The organism is Amycolatopsis sp. CA-128772 (assembly GCF_002904295.1).
Classification (GTDB): domain Bacteria; phylum Actinomycetota; class Actinomycetes; order Mycobacteriales; family Pseudonocardiaceae; genus Amycolatopsis.
The window spans coordinates 37,308-55,415 of the sequence record NZ_PPHG01000080.1 but is presented as its reverse complement, the minus strand read 5'-3'; the positions used below and the strand labels follow the sequence as shown (position 1 = coordinate 55,415).

General features: G+C 73.3%; 22 protein-coding genes. 16 read left to right on the top strand and 6 right to left on the bottom strand.

Annotated elements, in window-relative coordinates:
- Positions 1-19: 19 nt before the first annotated feature.
- Complete coding sequence (locus tag C2L59_RS32955) at positions 20-601, top strand: TetR/AcrR family transcriptional regulator (RefSeq protein WP_103353447.1); 582 nt, start codon at positions 20-22, stop codon at positions 599-601.
- On the opposite strand, the gene C2L59_RS32950 is transcribed toward C2L59_RS32955, so the two are convergent.
- Complete coding sequence (locus C2L59_RS32950; protein ID WP_103353446.1) at positions 577-1,356, bottom strand: helix-turn-helix transcriptional regulator; 780 nt, start codon at positions 1,354-1,356, stop codon at positions 577-579. The genes C2L59_RS32955 and C2L59_RS32950 overlap by 25 nt on opposite strands.
- A gap of 80 nt (positions 1,357-1,436) precedes the next feature.
- On the opposite strand from C2L59_RS32950, the gene C2L59_RS32945 reads away from it, so the two are divergent.
- From C2L59_RS32945 to C2L59_RS32905, 10 genes are all read left to right on the top strand, one after another.
- Positions 1,437-2,507: a zinc-binding dehydrogenase gene (locus C2L59_RS32945; RefSeq protein WP_370444805.1), complete on the top strand. Its 1,071-nt coding sequence runs from the start codon at positions 1,437-1,439 to the stop codon at positions 2,505-2,507.
- Positions 2,508-2,520: 13 nt separating this feature from the next.
- Entirely contained in the window at positions 2,521-3,504 is a 984-nt protein-coding gene (locus C2L59_RS32940) for a hypothetical protein (protein WP_103353445.1), read from the top strand.
- Between the two features lie 149 nt (positions 3,505-3,653).
- A complete protein-coding gene (locus tag C2L59_RS32935) occupies positions 3,654-6,800 on the top strand; it encodes a family 43 glycosylhydrolase (protein ID WP_103353444.1) in 3,147 nt (1,048 codons plus the stop codon).
- Positions 6,801-6,915: 115 nt separating this feature from the next.
- Positions 6,916-7,260 (top strand): hypothetical protein, encoded by a 345-nt coding sequence (locus C2L59_RS32930; protein ID WP_103353443.1) that lies wholly within the window; start codon positions 6,916-6,918, stop codon positions 7,258-7,260.
- A 148-nt stretch (positions 7,261-7,408) separates the two neighbouring features.
- Positions 7,409-7,882, top strand: coding sequence for a MarR family winged helix-turn-helix transcriptional regulator (locus tag C2L59_RS32925; protein WP_103353442.1), 474 nt, complete (start codon positions 7,409-7,411; stop codon positions 7,880-7,882).
- A 116-nt stretch (positions 7,883-7,998) separates the two neighbouring features.
- Positions 7,999-8,172 (top strand): hypothetical protein, encoded by a 174-nt coding sequence (locus C2L59_RS49395; RefSeq protein WP_233223809.1) that lies wholly within the window; start codon positions 7,999-8,001, stop codon positions 8,170-8,172.
- Positions 8,173-8,276: 104 nt separating this feature from the next.
- Complete coding sequence (locus tag C2L59_RS49390) at positions 8,277-8,588, top strand: hypothetical protein (protein WP_233223808.1); 312 nt, start codon at positions 8,277-8,279, stop codon at positions 8,586-8,588.
- The gene (locus C2L59_RS32915; RefSeq protein WP_103353441.1) at positions 8,570-9,445 is read left to right on the top strand and encodes a CU044_5270 family protein; all 876 of its coding nucleotides are present in this window, start codon (positions 8,570-8,572) and stop codon (positions 9,443-9,445) included. Before C2L59_RS49390 ends, C2L59_RS32915 begins: the two co-directional genes overlap by 19 nt.
- Positions 9,446-9,522: 77 nt before the next feature.
- Positions 9,523-10,161, top strand: coding sequence for a TetR/AcrR family transcriptional regulator (locus tag C2L59_RS32910; RefSeq protein WP_103353440.1), 639 nt, complete (start codon positions 9,523-9,525; stop codon positions 10,159-10,161).
- A gap of 67 nt (positions 10,162-10,228) precedes the next feature.
- Positions 10,229-11,092, top strand: a complete 864-nt coding sequence (locus C2L59_RS32905) for a trypsin-like serine protease (RefSeq protein WP_233223807.1) — start codon at positions 10,229-10,231, stop codon at positions 11,090-11,092.
- On the opposite strand, the gene C2L59_RS32900 is transcribed toward C2L59_RS32905, so the two are convergent.
- A complete protein-coding gene (locus tag C2L59_RS32900) occupies positions 11,093-11,728 on the bottom strand; it encodes a TetR/AcrR family transcriptional regulator (RefSeq protein ID WP_103353439.1) in 636 nt (211 codons plus the stop codon). It abuts the gene before it with no gap.
- A 95-nt stretch (positions 11,729-11,823) separates the two neighbouring features.
- Between C2L59_RS32900 and C2L59_RS32895 the strand changes: the two genes are divergently transcribed.
- Both C2L59_RS32895 and C2L59_RS32890 read left to right on the top strand, forming a co-directional pair.
- A complete protein-coding gene (locus C2L59_RS32895; RefSeq protein WP_103353438.1) occupies positions 11,824-12,405 on the top strand; it encodes an SRPBCC family protein in 582 nt (193 codons plus the stop codon).
- Positions 12,406-12,414: 9 nt separating this feature from the next.
- Positions 12,415-12,738 carry a hypothetical protein gene (locus C2L59_RS32890; protein WP_103353437.1) on the top strand — a complete coding sequence of 108 codons (324 nt, stop codon included), beginning with the start codon at positions 12,415-12,417 and terminating at the stop codon, positions 12,736-12,738.
- Here C2L59_RS32890 and C2L59_RS32885 read toward each other — a convergent pair.
- Entirely contained in the window at positions 12,716-13,471 is a 756-nt protein-coding gene (locus tag C2L59_RS32885; RefSeq protein WP_103353631.1) for a ZIP family metal transporter, read from the bottom strand. The two genes, C2L59_RS32890 and C2L59_RS32885, sit on opposite strands and share 23 nt — an antisense overlap.
- Before the next feature lie 168 nt (positions 13,472-13,639).
- On the opposite strand from C2L59_RS32885, the gene C2L59_RS49930 reads away from it, so the two are divergent.
- Positions 13,640-13,762 carry a hypothetical protein gene (locus C2L59_RS49930; RefSeq protein WP_255410324.1) on the top strand — a complete coding sequence of 41 codons (123 nt, stop codon included), beginning with the start codon at positions 13,640-13,642 and terminating at the stop codon, positions 13,760-13,762.
- A 62-nt stretch (positions 13,763-13,824) separates the two neighbouring features.
- On the opposite strand, the gene C2L59_RS48290 is transcribed toward C2L59_RS49930, so the two are convergent.
- Both C2L59_RS48290 and C2L59_RS32880 read right to left on the bottom strand, forming a co-directional pair.
- Positions 13,825-13,965, bottom strand: a complete 141-nt coding sequence (locus C2L59_RS48290; RefSeq protein ID WP_199199367.1) for a hypothetical protein — start codon at positions 13,963-13,965, stop codon at positions 13,825-13,827.
- 41 nt (positions 13,966-14,006) lie between these two features.
- On the bottom strand, positions 14,007-14,864 hold the full coding sequence (locus C2L59_RS32880; RefSeq protein ID WP_103353436.1) for a phytanoyl-CoA dioxygenase family protein: 858 nt from the start codon (positions 14,862-14,864) through the stop codon (positions 14,007-14,009).
- Between the two features lie 82 nt (positions 14,865-14,946).
- Here C2L59_RS32880 and C2L59_RS32875 point away from each other — a divergent pair, with 82 nt between their 5' ends.
- Both C2L59_RS32875 and C2L59_RS32870 read left to right on the top strand, forming a co-directional pair.
- Positions 14,947-15,942, top strand: a complete 996-nt coding sequence (locus tag C2L59_RS32875) for a LacI family DNA-binding transcriptional regulator (protein WP_103353435.1) — start codon at positions 14,947-14,949, stop codon at positions 15,940-15,942.
- Between the two features lie 394 nt (positions 15,943-16,336).
- Positions 16,337-16,789, top strand: coding sequence for an OsmC family protein (locus C2L59_RS32870; RefSeq protein WP_103353434.1), 453 nt, complete (start codon positions 16,337-16,339; stop codon positions 16,787-16,789).
- 2 nt (positions 16,790-16,791) lie between these two features.
- Here C2L59_RS32870 and C2L59_RS32865 read toward each other — a convergent pair whose 3' ends face one another.
- On the bottom strand, positions 16,792-18,054 hold the full coding sequence (locus C2L59_RS32865) for a diguanylate cyclase (protein ID WP_233223806.1): 1,263 nt from the start codon (positions 18,052-18,054) through the stop codon (positions 16,792-16,794).
- Positions 18,055-18,108 lie beyond the last annotated feature (54 nt).

The window sequence follows — 18,108 nt, the reverse complement described above, 5'->3', positions numbered from 1 at the left end:
TCTCGGCTAGACTGGGCTCATGGCGACACCGAAGACCCGGCGCCGGGGCACCGAACTGGAGGAGGCGATCCTGCACGCCGCCGCGGACGAGCTCGCCGAGGCGGGCTACCCGGGCCTGACCATGGAGCGGGTCGCCCAGCGGGCCGGCACCAACAAGAACGCGATCTACCGCCGCTGGCCGAACCGCGCCGCCCTCGGCGTCGCCGCCTACCGGCGCCTGGCCGCGGACACCCTCGAGCCGCCCGACACCGGGAACCTCCGCGACGACGCGCTCGCCTTGCTGCGGGCGATCAACTGCGGCCAGACCTCCCCCGCCGCACGGGTCCTGCGCGGGCTCCTCACCGGCGTCGGCGAAGAACCGGAACTGCGGGAACAGCTCCACCAGCACGCGGCCGAAGGCGGCACGAAGCCGTGGCTCGAGATCGTCGGACGGGCCGTCTCGCGCGGCGAGGTCCACCCCGGGGCCCGCCACCCCCGCGTCGCCACCGTGGCGCTCGTCCTGCTGCGCAACGAGTTCCTCACCCGCGGACTGACCACAGTGGACGATGACGTGCTCGTCGAGATCGTCGACGAGGTCTACCTGCCGTTGATCGGCGCATAGATCGTCAGGCGCAGCACCGGGTCCTCGGCGGCCTGGAAGGTCGCGTAGGCGAACTCTTCCGGCTCCGGCCGGTACAGCGTCTTCCGGCCCGGCCCGCTGTGCCCGACGTCGTGGCGGCCCCACCAGATCGCGAACTCCGGGCAGCCCGCCTGCAGCCGGGCCGCCAGCTCGGCGAACGCGGGGTCACCCGCCCAGAGGTCGTGCGCGGCGCGGAACTGCGCGACCGTGTGCCGGGCCTGGGCGGCCCAGCCGTCGCCGAACAGCCGCCGGCCCCGCTCGCCGAGCAGCAGCAGGACCAGCAGGTTCCGGTCGGCCTCCGGAACCGCGCCGAAGTCGGCGAACAGCTCGGCCGCCGCGTCGTTCCAGGCCAGCACGTCCCAGCGGCGGCCCGTGACGTACGCGGGCTCGGTCAGGCTTTCGACGAGCCGGCGGGTGGCCTCCGGCACGCGTTCCCGGGTGAACGGCGTCCGGGCCGGGTTCCGGGCCAGCTCACGCAGGTGCGCGCGTTCGGCGGTGTCCAGGCGCAGGGCGTTCGCCAGCGCCTCGACGGTCTCCGACGACGGGCTCACCGTGCGGCCCTGTTCGAGCCGGATGTACCAGTCGACCCCGATGCCGGCCAGCTCGGCGACCTCTTCGCGGCGCAGCCCGGGTGTCCGCCGCCGGCGCCGCGCCGGCAACCCGAGCGCGGCCGGGCTCAGCCGCTCGCGCCGGGACCGCAGGAATTCCCCCAGCCCGGCCCGGGCCGCATCCGGCATGACGACCTCCGTGGGACTTTGGAATCCCAGGATGATACCAGGTCTGGATGGCGGTCCCGGTTCGTCCGACCATCGGCGTCATGAACGAAATGACGGCCGCGGTCCTCGAAGAATTCGGCAAACTCCCGGCGCTGCACACCATCCCCGCCCCGGAGCTGGGCACCGGCGAGGTGCTCGTCGACGTCGTCGCGGCGCCTGTGCTCCCGTACGCGGCCGAGGTGTTCCGCGGCGAGCGGAACTCCCTGCTGACGCTGCCGGTCGTGCCCGGCACCGGCGCGATCGGCCGGGTGCGCGCGACCGGGCCGGACGCGACCCGCCTGACCGCCGGCGACTGGGTGCTCTGCGATCCGGCGATCCGGTCGCGGGACGACGCGCTGAACCCGGACATCACCCTCCAGGGCCTGACCGCCCGCGGCGACGGCGGGCTCCTCCTGCAGCGGCGCTTCGGCCACGGCGCGTTCGCCGAGCAGCTTCTCGTCCCGACGGAGAACGCGATCCCGCTCGGGCGCCTCGACCCGGCCGAAGCCGGCCGCTGGAGCGCGCTCACCGTGTGCCTCGTGCCGTACGGCGGCCTGCTGGCGGCCGATCTGCGGGCCGGGGAGACGGTGCTGGTCAGCGGGGCCACCGGGCACTTCGGCAGCGCGGCCGTCGCGGTCGCGCTGGCCATGGGCGCGGCGTGCGTGGTGGCGCCCGGCCGCGACGAAGCCGCACTGGCCGACCTGGAACGCCGGTTCGGCGCCCGCGTCCGGCCGGTCCGGCTGACCGGCGACGACGACACCGGCCGCCTGCGCCGCGCCGCACCGGGCCCGATCGACGTCGTGCTGGACCTGCTCCCGCCGTCGGCGGGCACGGCACCGGTGCGCACCGCGGCGATGGCGGTCCGCGAGCAGGGCCGGATCGTGCTGATGGGCGGCGTCGGCGAAGACCTCGCCCTGCCGTACCGCTGGCTGATGCGCAACGGCATCACGCTGCGCGGCCAGTGGCTGTGCCCGCGGACGGCGCCGGCGAGCCTGATCGCCCTGGCCCGCGCCGGCCTGCTCGACCTCGGCGGCTTCACCGTCACGGAGTTCCCCCTCGCCGACCTCGCCGACGCGGTCGGCCACGCGGCGACCGCCCCGCGGCGGTTCGCGCTCACGGTGGTCCGCCCCTGAGTACGGTCGACGGATGACCAGGCTCGCCCGCCACCGCAGGATGGCCGACGCGCTCGCGGAAGCGTCCGACGACGTGCTGGCCGCCGCCCGCCCGCTCGGCACCGGGATCGGCGGGTCGACCTGGGCGCTGACCGTGGCCGGCGAGCCCGTCTTCGTCAAGCGGGTCGCCCTCACCGACGTCGAGCTGCGAAACGAAGGCTCGACGGCGGATCTGTACGGCCTGCCGCCGTGGTCCCACTACGGCGTGGGTTCGGCGGGCGGCGGGGCGTGGCGCGAGCTGGCGGCCCACCGCGCCGCGAACGAGTGGGTCCGAACAGGACAGTGCGAGAACTTCCCGCTGCTGCACCACTGGCGCGTCCTGCCGGGCCTGCCCCGCCCCCGCACGGACCGGGCGCGGGACGTCGCGTTCTGGCACGACGACCCGGGCGTGCGGCGCCGGCTCGAAGCGCTCGACGAGGCGACCGCGGACCTGGTGCTGTTCCTGGAACACGTGCCGCACAACCTCGCGCAGTGGCTCGACGAACGCCCCGGCGACCTCGGCGTCGCCCACCGGGACCTCCGCGGCATCACGGAGTTCCTGGCGGCGAGGGGAATCCAGCACTTCGACGCCCACTTCGCGAACATCCTCACCGACGGCGACCGGTTGTACCTCACCGACTTCGGCCTCGCGGCCTTCCCGGACTTCGCCCTTTCGGCGGCGGAAGCGGAGTTCCTCGCCGGCCACGCGACCCACGACCGGGCGTACGTGCTGACCCACCTGGTCAACACGATCGTCCGCCGCTACGTCGAGGAGCCGGACTACCGCGTGCGGCACGCGTTCGTCCGCGAGTGCGCCGCGGGGCGGGTGGTGCCGGACCTTCCGGAGGCGGAGTTGCTGAGCCGGTACGCCCCGGTCGCCGCGGTCGTGAACGAGTTCTACGTGGCCCTGCACGGGGAAAGCCGGAAAACACCGTACCCGGGTCGGGAGATCGCCCGGCGGCTCGCCGGCGCCGGGTAGGCCGGGACGGGTCTGAATCAATCGAGCCCGCGGGCCGGTCTTCCGGCTCTTGACCACCGCACCGGTGCGACCTAAAGTCGGCGTACCCCGGATCGTGTTAACGTTAACATGCGCTGGTCCCCGACGCGCCCCCGAAGGAACCGACAACGATGAAGTTGTTCTCCCCGCGCCGTTTCGGCGTTGTGCTGGCCGTCGCGGCCGCACTCGTGCCCCTCGGCAGCACCGGTGCCGGTGCCGCGCCGCCCTCCGACGGCGGGGGCAGCCTGCGCGCCGCCGCCAGCACGCTCTCCGTGCCCGATATCGACGATGTGCGCGGCAACCTGACCCTGCCGGCCGCCGGCCCGGCCGGGACGAACGTCAGCTGGACCTCGTCCGCTCCCCGGATCATCACCCCGACGGGCGAGGTGACGCGGCCGCCGACCGGCGCCGCGCCCGCGAAGGTCGTCCTGACCGCGAAAGTCAGCCTCGGCCGGGAGAGCACCACGCGGCGGTTCACCGCCACCGTCGTGCCCAAGCCGGTTCAGGAACCCCTGGCCGGCTACAGCTTCTTCTACTTCACCGGCGAAGGCACCTCGAACGGCGAGCAGATCTACTCCGCCCTCAGCCGCGGCAACGACCCGCTGAACTGGAGCGAGCTCAACAACGGCCAGCCCGTCCTCAAGTCGAGCCTCGGCGAGCTGGGCGTGCGCGACCCGTTCATCCTGCGCTCGCCCGACGGCGACAAGTTCTACCTGCTGGCCACCGATCTGCGGATCTACGCCGGCCGCGGGTGGGACGCCGCCCAGCGCAGCGGGAGCCGGTCGATCATGGTCTGGGAGTCCACCGACCTGGCGCACTGGTCGCGCCAGCGCAGCGTGCAGGTCTCGCCGCCGACCGCGGGCAACACCTGGGCGCCGGAAGCCTTCTGGGACGCCAAGCGCGGCACCTACGTCGTCTACTGGGCGTCGAAGCTCTACGCGGAGAACGACCCCGACCACACCGGGGACAGCTACAACCGGATGATGTACGCGACCACGCGCGACTTCGTCACCTTCAGCGCGCCGCAGGTCTGGATCGACCCGGGCTACTCGGTGATCGACTCGACGGTCATCAAGAACCAGGACACCTACTACCGCTTCACCAAGGACGAGCGCAACAACACCTCGTCGACGCCGTGCAGCAAGTTCATCACCGAGGAGAAGGCCACCGACCTGCTCGACCCGCACTACGGCTTCGTCGCCGACTGCATCGGCAAGGCCACCGCGACCGGCCCGGGCCTCACCGCCGGCGAAGGACCGACCGGGTTCAAGTCGAACACCGAGAACAAGTGGTACCTGTTCATCGACGAGTTCGGCGGCCGCGGCTACGTCCCGTTCGAGACCACCGACCTCAACTCCGGCAAGTGGACGATGTCCGCCGGCGCGCACCTGCCCGCGTCGCCGCGGCACGGCACCGTCCTGCCGGTCACCCAGGCCGAGATGAACCGGCTGAGCGCTCCCCCGGCGCCGGTCAAGGCCGACGCGAAGGGCCTGGTCGCGCACTGGCCGCTCGACGCGAAGTCGGGCACGGTCGCGACCGACACCACTGGCCACGGCTACGACGGCGCCCTCGCCGGCGACGTCGGCTGGAGTGACGGCGCGCTGGTCTTCGGCGGCAAGAACGGGCACGTGCAGCTGCCCGACAACCTGCTGACCGGCGCCGCCGCGGCCACCGTGTCGGCCGACGTCCTCGTCGACCCGAACCAGCAGACGCCGTACTTCCTGTGGGGACTGGGCAACACGGCGAAGGACGGCACCGGCAACGGCTACCTGTTCACCACCGGCGGCACCGCGAGCGGCGGGTTCCGCGGCGCCATCGCGACCGGGAACTGGACCACCGAACAGGCGGCCGGAGCGGGCGGCCTTCCCCGCGGTGTCTGGAAGAACGTCACCCTGACCGTCGGCGACGGTGCCGAGGTGCTCTACCTGGACGGCGTCGAGGTCGCCCGCAACGCGAACGCGACGATCAAGCCGTCGGACCTCGGCGGCGGCGTCACCGCGGCGAACCACCTCGGCCGGTCCGTCTACGCGAGCGACAAAACCTTCACCGGCAGAATGAAGGACGTGCGGCTGTACAACCGCGCGCTGTCCGGGCTCGACGTCGCATCGCTGCCGTCGAACAGCACCGCGATCCGGTCGGTGGACCTGGCTTCGCTGAAGACGCCGGCCGTCGTCGACGCCGGGGCCGGGGCCGGGACGGTCGTGCTGCCGGTCACCCCGGGCACCGACCTGCGCCGGCTCGCGCCGAAGTTCGGCCTGGCGCCGGGCGCGACCATCAAGCCGGACAACGGGAAGCCGGTCGACCTCAGCTCGCCGAGGCAGTTCACGGTCACCGGCGCGGGCGGCGACCGTCGCGTGTGGACGGTCGAGGCGCACGAGGTGCGCAGCCCGGTCCTGCCCGGGTACAACGCCGACCCGAACATCGTCGCGTTCGGCGACACCTACTACCTGTACCCGACCACCGACGGCTTCGACGGCTGGAGCGGGACGAAGTTCTCGGCGTGGTCGTCGAAGAACCTGGTCGACTGGAAGGACGAGGGGGTCATCCTCGACCTCGGCAAGGATGTGAGCTGGGCGGACAAGAACGCCTGGGCACCGACGATCGCCAAGAAGAACGGCAAGTACTACTTCTACTTCTGCGCCGAGGCCAAGATCGGCGTCGCGGTGAGCGACTCCCCGACCGGGCCGTTCGCCGACTCCGGCAAGCCGCTGATCGCGCAGGACCCCGACGGCGGCCAGGCCATCGACCCGGCGGTCTTCATCGACCACACCGGACAGCCGTACCTGTACTGGGGCAACGGCAACGCCTACGTCGTCCCGCTGAACGACGACATGGTGTCCTACGACCCGGCGAAGATCACCCGGCTGACCGGCCTCGACGACTTCCGCGAGGGCCTGTTCATGGCGGAGCGGAAGGGCACCTACTACCTGAGCTGGTCCATCGACGACACGCGCAGCCCGGACTACCGCGTCGGCTACGCCACGGCGCCGAGCCCGGCCGGGCCGTTCACCAACCGCGGCGTGCTCCTGAGCAAGGACGCCCACCTGGGCATCCGCGGCACCGGGCACAGCTCGATGCTGCAGGTCCCGGGCACCGACGACTGGTACCTGGCGTACCACCGCTTCGGCATTCCGGGCGGCGACGGCACCCACCGCGAAACGACGATCGACAAGCTGACCTTCCGTCGCGACGGGACGATCACCCCGGTCGTCCCGACCCTGGAAAGCGTGCGTCCGCACCGCATCCCGTGGCACTGCGGCAGTGTCCGCTTCAGCTGAGGTCACCTGACCTGATGAGACGGAGATCACGAGCGGCGGCGTTTACCCCGGGTCGACCGGGGTAAACGTCGACCGTTCGGGTCGTTCCAGCTGTTTCCGCCTCAGGAGTCGATTGATGACCAGCGTCTTGACCGACGGCGTCGAGAACTCCCGCCGGGTTCCCCGGCCGCGGCGCCGTCCGGTCTCCCACGACGCCCTCGCCGAGCTCGCCCGCCTCACCGCGCTGGCCGAGTTCGCCCACACCGTGTCGCCCTCCCTCATGCACCAGGCGATCCTCGCCGGCACCAACCCGGCGACGGTCGCCGCGGCCGCGAAGGTCGACGTCGCCGAAGCCCACGTCCGCTGGCACGCCTGGGCGGACACCGCGGTGGGCCTGGAGGAGTACCTCCGCGTCCACGCCGCCTTCGCCGCCGCCGTCATCGCCCGGCACGACGCCGTGGAGGAGGAACTGTGCCCGTGACGACGGCGGAGACGACGTTGGCCGACCTGGCCGCGTTGGAGAAGGCGGCGAGCGAACTGCTCGCCGAGATCACCGAGCAACTGGCGACGGTCGCTACCCGGCGCTAGTAAGGCCCCGTTCGAATTTGAACGCCGGGTACGGTGGTGGCATGGGTCGTCCGCGGTGGCTGAGCGCCGAGGAGAAGCGCGCCTGGGGCGCGTTCCGCACCACCTACACCCTGCTCCACCAGCGGATGGACCAGCAGCTCAAGCGCGACGCCGGCCTGTCCCACCTGCAGTACGAAATCCTCGCCCGGCTCGGCGGCGCCCCGGACCGCGAGCTGCGGATGGCCGAGCTGGCCTGCGCCGTGTCGAACTCCAAGAGCGGGCTGACGTACCAGATCGGGCAGCTCGAACAGGCCGGGCTGGTGCGCCGCCGCGCGTGCGAGAGCGACGTGCGGGCTGTCTACGCGGTGCTTACCGACGACGGCGCCGCCCTGCTGGAACGGGCCGCGCCCGGGCACGTCGCCCTGGTCCGGGACCTGCTGATCGACGTCCTCACCCCCGAGCAGCTGCACGCGCTGGCCGATGGGCTCGGTGAGGCGAACCGCCGCATGCTGGCCGAGGGGGATCCCTGCGCCTGATCCGGCCGGCCGCGGGTGACCTGCGCCACTTTCGCCGCCGAACCGGCGTGCTCCCGGAACCCGTTTCCCGCCGCCCGGGAACAGCCGATGACTCTGGCCGGAGCGAAAGGCGGGCGATGACCCGGGACGACACCGATACCGACGACGACGCGAGCGTGATCGCGCGGTCGCGGGCGCAGCCGAGCCTGTTCGCGGTCACCTTCGACCGCCACTCGCGCCACATCCACCGCTACCTGGTCCGGCGCCTCGGCCCCACGAGCGCGGACGACGTCCTGGCGGACACTTCCTGATCGCGTTCGACAAGCGCGCGAAGTTCGACCTGACCCGGCCCGACGCCCGGCCGTGGCTCTACGGCATCGCCACCGACCTGATCGCGCGGCAGCGGCGGACGGAGGTGCGCGAGCTGAAGCTGCGCCTGGCCGTCGGGCCGCCGCCCGCCGAAGAGGGGCACGCCGACCGGGTCAGCGCGCAGGCCCTCGGGCAGCGGCTGGACCGGGCGCCGGCCGCGCTGCGGGCGCGCGAACGGGACGTCCTGCTGCTCATCGCCGCGGAACGGCTCGGCTACCAGGACGTCGCCGACGCGCTGGGCATTCGGCGTCGGCACCGTGAAGTCGCGCCTCAGCCGGGCTCGCGGCCGCGGCCGCGCCGCACTCGGCCGCCTCGACCTCGTGAAGGAGACCTCCGCTCATGGATGACCTGGACCTGATCCGCGACCGCGCGGAAGCCGTCGGCCTCGCGCCGGCCGAGCAGCTCGCCCCGGCCCGCGAACGGCTGCCGGCCGCGGCCCGCGGTGAACGACGGCGCCGCCCGGGCCGCTGGTTCTGGGCCGCCGGCGCGTCGGCCGGCCTGGCCGCGGCGATCACCGCCGTCGTCGCGCTCACCCCCGCCGACCAGGTCGGCATCGGCGGCGGCGTGGCCCACGCCGACCCGGTCAAGGTGCTGACCGAGGCGGCGAGCACGGCCCTCAAGGAGCCGGTGCAGCCGCCGCGGCCCGACCAGTTCCTCTCCGTGCGGACCGAGTACCCCGCCCACCGGACACGCGAGATCCGGCGCTCGGTCGACGGCACCCGCGACGGCCTGGTCCGCGACATCAAGCTCCCGGGCTGCCGCAACGGCAAGGCACCGATGTACGGCACGAACGACCCCCGCGAGGAAGGGACGCTGGAGGACTGCCGGCCTTCCCCGGCCTACCGGACGGACCTGCCGACGACGGCCGACGCGATGCTGGCCTACCTCACCTCCCGGCCCGGCAGCCAGCGGGACAACGCCAACGCGATGGGCAAGGACGTGTACTCCCTGGCCGCCGAGCAGGTCCTCACCCCGGCGTCCTACGCGGCCCTGTTCGCGGCGGCGAAGGTGCCCGGGCTGCAGGCCCTCGACCACGTCACCGACGGCGCCGGCCGCCCGGGGGTCGGGATCACCTGGCCGGTGCCCGCCGGGTCGAGCCCGAAGGCGAAGCCGCTGGTGCTCGTCTTCGACGCGAACACCCACCAGTTCCTGGGCACGGACGACAGCGCGGTGACGGTGAAGACGTTCGTGGGCGAAGTCGGCCGGCGGCCGTGACGGCGATCGCCGTCGGGCGGGCCCGGCGGCGATCGAATTACAGCCGGACGTCGTAACGACCCGGCTAGGCTTCCCCCATGGCGCGAGCAAGCGAAGCGACGGGTGACGCCCCGCGCCCCGGCGGCCGGCCCCGGGACGCCGCGCTCGACGAGGCGATCATCCTGGCCACCCGCGCGCGGCTCGTCCGGGACGGCTACTCCCTCATGACCATCGGCGACATCGCCACGGACGCCGGGGTCAGCCGCCCGACGCTGTACCGGCGGTGGGGCAGCAAGTTCGAGCTCGTCGTCGACGCCCTCGACTACGGTTTCCGCAAGCAGCGCGCCTCCTACACCGCCGATCTGAGCCGCCTGCCGCCGCGGGACGCGTTCGTCGAAGCCGTCCGGCGGCTCGATCCCGCCTACTTCAACCCGGACGCCATGGTGCTCATGGGCAACTTCGCCGGTGAGGCGATCCGGACCCCCGAACTGCTCGGGATCCTCCGCGAGCACGCCGTCGAACCGCGGGTCACGCTCGTCGAAACCGTGCTGTCACAGCTGCAGGACAGCGGCGCGGTCGCCGGCGGCATCGACCGGCACACCATCGCCACGCTCTGCTTCGGCAGCTACTTCGCCGCCTTCTACCGCGGCGAGGACCGGGACGGCATCCCCGAAGCCGTCGTTTCGGTCCTGTGGCCGGCCATCGCCACCCCGGAGGGCCACCGCCGAAGCGGCTGACCGGCGGCGACGCGATCCGCGCGCCGGTCACGCAACCATTCCGGGCTTTCATCCGTGCATTCAAGGTGTGAGGACGACTTCGGATCGACGGCGGCTCTTCCGGGCCCGCGCCCTGACGGCCGGGGCGCTGGCGGGGGCCGGGCTCGCGTTCGCCCACGCGGTGACCGGGGCACCGGGCGCGGGACCCGTCCTGGCCGCGGCGACCGGCGGGTACGGCCTGCCCGGCACGACGGCGCCGGCGACCACCACCCCGCCGCCGCGGCCGGCACCGAACCCGGTCCTGCCCTTCAACGCCAAGCTGACGTCCGAGGACATCCCGGTCCCGGGCGGCGGGGTGCGCAGCGGCGCGTGCAGCGGCTCGCTGGTCGCGCCGCAGTGGATCGTCACCGCCGGGCACTGCTTCCACGACCTGGAGGACGACCGGATCGGCGGGAAGCCGCCGTACACGATGACCGTCACCGTCGGGCGGCTGAAGGACACCGATCCCGGCGGGTACACGACCGAGGTCGTCGACGTCCGGCAGTCGCCGGTGAACGACCTGGCCGTGGCGAAGCTCGCCCGTCCGATCGAGGACATCGCCCCGGTGACCCTCGCCGGCACGCGGCCCGCGGTCGGCGAGCAGCTGCAGTTCGCCGGCTGGGGCTCGCACTCGGCGACCGTGCTCGGCCCGTCCGACCACCTCAAGCGCGGGCGGTTCCGGGTGTCGGCCATCGGCCAGTCGACCTTGGAAGCCCAGCCGGTCGGCACCCGCACGGTGGAGAACGGCCCGTGCCCGGAGGACTCCGGCGGCCCGTTCTTCGTGTCGGACGACGACCGCGGCGCAACACTGGTCGCCATCGTCAACACCGGGCCGCCGTGCCCGCAGCCGGGCGCCGAGACGATCGCCCGGGTCGACGTCGTGGCGGACTGGATCCGCGAACAGACGGGGTGATCACCGCCCGCGCAGGGCGGCCAGCTCTTCGCTGATCAGCAGGTCCGGGTCGAACCCCATACCCGCGAACTGGCCGGCCAGCTCGAGCGAGAGCACGCCGTGCAGGCGGGTCCAGAAGGACAACGCCCGGTGCAGGACGGCGGCCGGCGCGGGGTGGCCGCCCGCCCACTCGCGGTGGGTTTCGAGGTGCGTGTCGAACGGCGTCGGCGGCTCGTCGCCGGCCTCGGCCGCGCAGGCGTCGATCAGCACCGCCATCACCTCGGCCGAGATCGCGGTCGTGTCGCCGGGCGCGTGGTAGCCGGGCACCGGGGTGCCGTAGATGAGGAAGTACCGCTGCGGATCGCTGCGCGCCCAGCCGCAGATCGCGGGCACCAGCGCGGGCAGGCCGCCGTCGCGGGCCGCGTGGACGGTGTCGGCGAGGCTGCGGTAGGCGTCGCGGATGAGGGCCGTGATGAGCTCGTCGCGGCTCGCGAAGTACCGGTACAGCGCCGGGCCGCTCATGCCCACCTGCTTGGCGATCGCGTTGAGCGACAGGGCGGGCACGCCGGCCGCGGCGATCTGCTCCCACGCGTGGCGCTTGATGTCCGCGCGCACCTGGGCGCGGTAGCGCTCCCGCGAACTCGGGTTCTCGGTCACCGTTAGAGGCTATCACTTTTCCTATTGACACTCACGGCTGTATGGTTATAGCTTCTAACAAACACAATAACTGCTAACATTCAGGGAGACGAATCATGCTCCGTTCCACGTTGCTCCTGCTCCCCCTGCTCGCCGGTCCGCTGGTCACCGCCGCTCCCACGGACGCCGCGACGTCGCTCACCTGCCAGGGGGCCGGCATCGACCCCGCGGCCCGGCTCCACCACCGGGCCGGGAAGCTGATCGAGGCACCGGCCCGCACGGCTTGGAAGTTGCACACCGACGTGGCCGGCTGGCCCGCGTGGCAAACCGCCGTCACCGGCGCGAGACGGCTCGACCCGGGACCGCTGCGGCCGGGCTCGCGGTTCCGGTGGGCCACGCCGGCGCCGGCCACGCCCACCACCTCGGCGACCACGCTGGTGATCACCTCCACCGTCGAACAGCTGCGGCCCGGCCGGTGCGTCCGCTGGACCGGCCCGGCGATCGGCGACGGCCTGCGCATCGACCGCGGCGTGCACGTCTGGACGTTCACGCCGGTGCGGGGCGGCGTGCTCGTCCGCACCGAGGAGAGCTGGACGGGCGGGCAGGTCGAAGCCGACCCCGCCACCGCGATCCGCTACCTGGCCGCCGGGCTCGACACCTGGCTGGCCGAACTCGAGACCACCGCCGAAACCCGCTGAGGAGCCACGATGACCGTCACCGCCCCGCACCCGCACCGCACCTCGACGCCCGTTCTCGTCGCCGCCTGGGCCGTCCCGGTCCTGGTGGCCGGCCAGTTCGCGCTGCTGGCCGGCGTGCCGATCGCCGTCGTGCTGTCCGGCGGCCGCACGTTCCGCTGGTGGGCCGCCGGCCTCACCGCGGTGTACGCCGGCGCGCTGCTGCTCTGGCTGGCCGGGCCGAGCCGCGCGCCGAGCCTGTCGAAGTTCCTGAGCCCGGCCGCCACCGCGGCGTTCGCCGCGGCCGGCGTCGCGGTCGCCGTCGTCGCGACGATCAGGCGCCGGCGTGCCCGATGACGAACGCCGTCAGGAAGCCGATGGTGGCGAGCAGGCCGGTGTAGAGCTCGGTCCGTTCGAACGCCTCGGGGATCATCGTGTCGGCGATCATGGCCAGGATCGCCCCCGCGGCCACCGCCGTGATCGCGGCGACGGTCGCGGGGGACGCGGTCCGCAGCAGCAGGTTGCCGACCAGGGCCGCGGCGCCGCCGGCGACCGCGATCCCGCTCCACACGCCGAAGACGTACCGGGCGCTGCGGCCGGCGGCCTTCATCCCGGCCGCGCTGGACAGCCCTTCCGGGACGTTCGAGATGAACACGGCGGCGAGCACGGTGACCCCGATCCCGCCGCCGCCGAGCAGGGACACGCCCAGCACCACGGATTCCGGGATGCCGTCGAGCAGTGCCCCGACGGCGATGGCCGCGCCGCTGCCCGCGGCGTCCTGTTCGGACGGTTGCTGGTCACCGGAACGCTTGCGGTGCCGGGCCCCGCGGCGGGCGAGCAGCACGTTGATCAGGACGTACACCGCGGCCCCGCCGAGGAAGCCGCCCGCGGTGGGCCAGAGCCCGCCGGCCTGCTGGGCCTCGTCGACGAGGTCGAAAGCGAGGGCGGAGATCAGCACCCCGGCCCCGAAGGCCATGATCCCGGCCACGACCCGCCGGGACACGCGCACCCACCACGCGACGGCGGCCCCGAGCACGAGCGCGGCCCCGCCGACGAGTCCCCACAGCCCCGCTTCCACCCACTGCGGCACGAAACCCACCTTCCACCGAGAGCGACGCCGAGGGACTACCCACCTCAGCCGGGCGCGTAACTCGCGTGCGCGGGTCTCGCCGCCGAAGGAATGTGGCGCGGGTCACGGAATGCCGGACGACCTCCGGCGCTACACACAGGGGTAAGCGTTCGTCCACAAAGGAGGGCCATGTCCGCCACCACCACCCCGGAAGAGTCCGCCACCGTACCCGTGCTGGAGGACTTCGACTTCCCGCTCACCGACGGTGCCGCCTGCCGCATCGACGACCCGGACTGCGAAGCCTGCCAGTGAGATCAGGCTCCGGCCACGGTGTGGATCCACGTGGCCGGAGCCTGAGCCGGGGGGCAGGTTCCCTAGACGTGCATGGCCAGCCACAACGCCATCCAGGCGAGGCACGCGAGCGCGCCCCCGACCCCGAAGGCGAGCAGCACGCGTCGCAGGGCCGCGACGACCCCGGCCCGGCCTGACATCTCGGTGATTCCCGCTTCAACCATGGCCCCCTGGTGCCCCCCTCCGCGCGGGGCAAACATCGGCCTCAGGAACCCTCCCCCGATTCACCCATCACCAGCCCCTCGATCGTGTGCTTCTGCGTGATCGGCCGCAGGACGTCGACGACCGGGCAGTCCAGGTGCGCCCGCAGGGATTCCGGCAGCGACGCCCGGAACTCGCGGGTCACCGCCGTGTCGTGGTGGGCGTCGTTGCCCGCGCCGGGCGCGTCGAGGCCGAGCACCAGGACCGGGCGGGCCTTGGCCGAGTGGTTGGCGGTGCCGCGGTGGACGGTCAGCGCCGAGCGGATGGAGATGTCCCCCATCTTCGGGAACTTGCGCGCCGCGAGCTCACGGTAGCGCGGGTGGGTCTCGCGCGGCGGGAACATGCCGTGCTCGAACGCGCCGCCGTCGTCCCAGTGCGTGCCGGGCGCGATCTCGAACGGCCCCATGTCCGGCTCGGTGTCGACCGCGGTGACGTTGACGGCCAGCGACGTCAGCCTGCGGTCGCGCGCGGTTTCGGCGGGCATCGGGAAGTCGCGGTGCCACGGCTGGTCGACCGCGCCCGCGAGCGGGACGTCGAAACCGACCTCGACGATCCGGTACGCCGGCCCCAGCACCGCCTCGGCCACGGCCGTGATCCACGGGTGGGTGGCCAGGTCGACGAATCCGCGCAGCTGCTCCGGGTGGATCTCGACGTAGAACCGGTTCGGCCCGCGGCCGACGGCGCCGCCCGGCCGGGCGCGGGCCTCGGCGAACGCCGTGTCGATGTCTTCGCCCAGCTGCCGCACCCAGTCGCGGGTGAACGCGCCCGGCAGGCCGATGATCCCGTCGGCGTACAGGCGCTCGGTCAGCGCGGCGACCTCGGCCGCGGGCAGCGGGGCGGGGACGGTCTGGTGCGGGGTCATCCTGGCCTCCAACGTGGGCACGACGGCGTGGCAGCTCAGTTTGCAACGTGGCATGCCACGTTGCAAGAGGTACGATGCGCCGGTGAACCCGAAACTGCGCGACGTCGCCGAGCACGCGGGCGTCTCGGTGCGCACGGTGTCCAACGTGGTCAACGGGTTCCGCTACGTGGCCCCGGCGACCCGCGAACGGGTGCAGGCGAGCATCGACGCGCTCGGCTACCGGCCCAACCTGGCCGCCCGGACGCTGCGCCAGGGCCGGACCGGGCTGGTCGCGCTGGTCATCCCGGAGATCGACTCGCCGTACTTCGCCGAGCTCGCCGCGCGGACCGTGCGCATCGCCGGCACCCGCGGCCTGACGGTCCTCATCGACCAGACCGACGGCGACGCCGAACGCGAGAAGGAACTGCTGCACGGCCAGCGCAGCCAGCTCGTCGACGGCGTCCTGTTCAGCCCGTGGGCGGTGGCCCCCGCGGAGCTGGCCGCCCGCACCGACCCGGTCCCGCTGGTGCTCCTCGGCGAGCACGACGGCACGGCCGGCGTCGACCACGTCGCCATCGACAACGTCGTGGCCGCCCGCGAAGCCACCGCGCACCTGCTGGCGTCGGGCCGCCGGCGCGTCGCGGCACTCGGCATCCAGCCGCGGTCGCTCAACGCGACGGCCCGCCAGCGTCTCGCGGGCTACCGGCAGGCGCTGGCGGAAGCCGGGCTGCCGGCCGAGCGGGAGCTCGAAGTCCCGGTGCGCCGCCTCCACCGCGCCGACGGCCACGCGGCGATGCTGCGCCTGCTGGACACGCACCGGCCACCGGACGCGGTGTTCTGCTTCACCGACGAGCTCGCCCTGGGCGCCCTGCGCGCGGCGGCCGACCGCGGCGTCGCGGTGCCGGAGTTCCTGGCCCTGGTGGGCTTCGACGACATCGAGGACGGCCGCTACAGCATCCCGGCCCTGACGACGGTATCCCCGGACAAGGCCCGCATCGCGGAACTGGCCCTCGACCGCCTCGCCCGGCAGGCGGCCGAGCCGGGACCACCGCGGTCGATCGTGGCGCCGCACCGCCTGGAAGTGCGCGAGACGAGTTAGGTCGCGTCTGACAGACGTTCGGGGCGGCCGCTTTCCGATGCGGCATCGCCTGGCGTGGTGGGCCGGCGGTGTGCGATCCGTGGCAGACGAGCTGGACCTGGCATCGCCCGACGGCCGACGACGGGACCCGGGGCACCGTCCTGGACCGCCTGCTCACCAAGCCGATGCGGCCGGCCTGGTGGGCTGCTCGGTGTCGGTCGATTCCACGATCGCGCGGGCGCACCAGCACGCCATCAACCTGTAGCCACTATCAGACACCCGAGGCACGCGGGCCGGCCGGGTGATCCGCGGCTTGCCGCCCGCCCGCGTGGTCCTGGCGGCGACCATCCCGCCCGGGCGTGTGGCGCGGGTTTCGCCGGGTAACCGCGCGGCACCAGCGAGCACGGAGGACGCGATGGCACAGGACATCCATACGGCGCAGGCCACGTCGAGCCGCGGGAGTGTCCGGGTGGACGGCCGGGGCGATCTCGCCTTTCCCGTCGGTGCGCCGAGCGGTGACGGGACCGCCGACGCGCTGAACCCCGAACGGCTCTACGCGGCCGCGCTGGCGACCTGCCTGCACCAGGCCCTGACGATCGCCGCCACGTCGCTGGACGTGGAGCCGGCCGAAAGCGTCGTCACCGCCGAGGCCACGCTGTCCCACCGGGACGACGGCAGCTACCAGCTCCGCGCGGACGTCGGCATCTACCTGCCCGGGGCGGCGACCGACGAGCTCTACGACGCAGTCACCCGCGACGCGCTCCGGCGCTGTCCCCTCGTCGGGACCGAGGTGCCGGTGACCTTCGACCACGAACGAGGGCTCGCCCTCCAGAACCACCGCGGGCCGGCCGATCCCGGGCAGAACTGACGTCAGAAACCGGCGACCGCCACCCGGTCGCGGCCCGCCTTCTTGCCCGCGTACAACGCGTCGTCGGCCGCGCGGATCACCTCGTCGAGGCCCGCTTCCGGGACCACCGGGTGCAGGGCCGCGCCGATCGTGGCCGACAGCGTCACCGGCTCGCCCGCCGGTGTGGTGATGCGCAGCGCCCGGATGCGGACGCGGATCCGCTCGGCGATCGCGCGCAGCTCGGCTTCGTCGACGTCGGGCAGCAGGACCGCGAACTCCTCGCCGCCGTAGCGGCCGACCGTGTCGCCGCGCCGGACCGTCCTGGTCAGCACCGTGGCCACCTCGGCCAGGACGCCGTCGCCGACCGGGTGGCCGTGGGTGTCGTTGATCCGCTTGAACCAGTCGAGGTCGATCATCAGCACGCCCGTGCGGCCGCGGGTGCGGCCGAGCGCGTGCTCGGCCTGCTCGTGCCACGCGATCGCGTTGAGCAGCCCGGTGCGCTGGTCGGTGCGGGCGGCGAGCTTCAGCTGGTCGAGCTGGACGCACTGGTGCAGCGCGAACGTCGGGATGATCATCAGCAGCGCCGCGGGCGGCCACCACAGCAGCGCGAACGCCACGAACACCCCGAGCGCCAGCTGGCTGACCTCCAGCAGGTTGTCCGAAGCACTGCCGAGCAGCCGGCGGGGGTGCTCGACGGGGACCGTCCAGGCGATGACCGTGCCGACGAGCGCCGTGTTGACCACCCACTGCACCCCGGCCGCGGCGATCACCGCGGCCAGGTCGGCCCAGCCGGGCCGCGCACCACCGGCGAGGTGCTCGTGGACGCCGGTCAGCCGCAGGACCCCGGCCGCGGCCGCCGCGGCCAGCGCGAGCGTGGCGGCGGTGAACACCGTGCGGTGCGGCGGCCGGACCGCGTCGAACCGGTTGACCAGCACCCAGCGGTGGCCGTAGATCACCGCCACCAGCGCCAGTTCGAGCACCAGCGGCAGCGCGATCGCCCCGGCGAAGATCCACACGCTGCAGAGGTCGACGTACGGCGTGCCCGAGCGGTCGCGGCGCCGTTGCTCGATGAGGTGCGACGCGTGCAGGTGCGGCAGTGCCGCCGCGGCGAGCCAGCCCGCCGTCACCCACTCCGCGGACGTCGGCGCCGCCCGCGCCGACAGCACCAGCAGCCCGAAGGCCACCAGGTCCACGCCCAGGACGAGGAACCGCACCCGCCCCGGCAACGACCACAGCTTCCAGCCCGACGGCGACCGCTCTCCGCCGGTGACCGCGTTTCCGCTCATCGCAGCGCCTCCCCCGCGCCCGTGATCACCTGATTGCCCAGGGTAGTCGCGTTG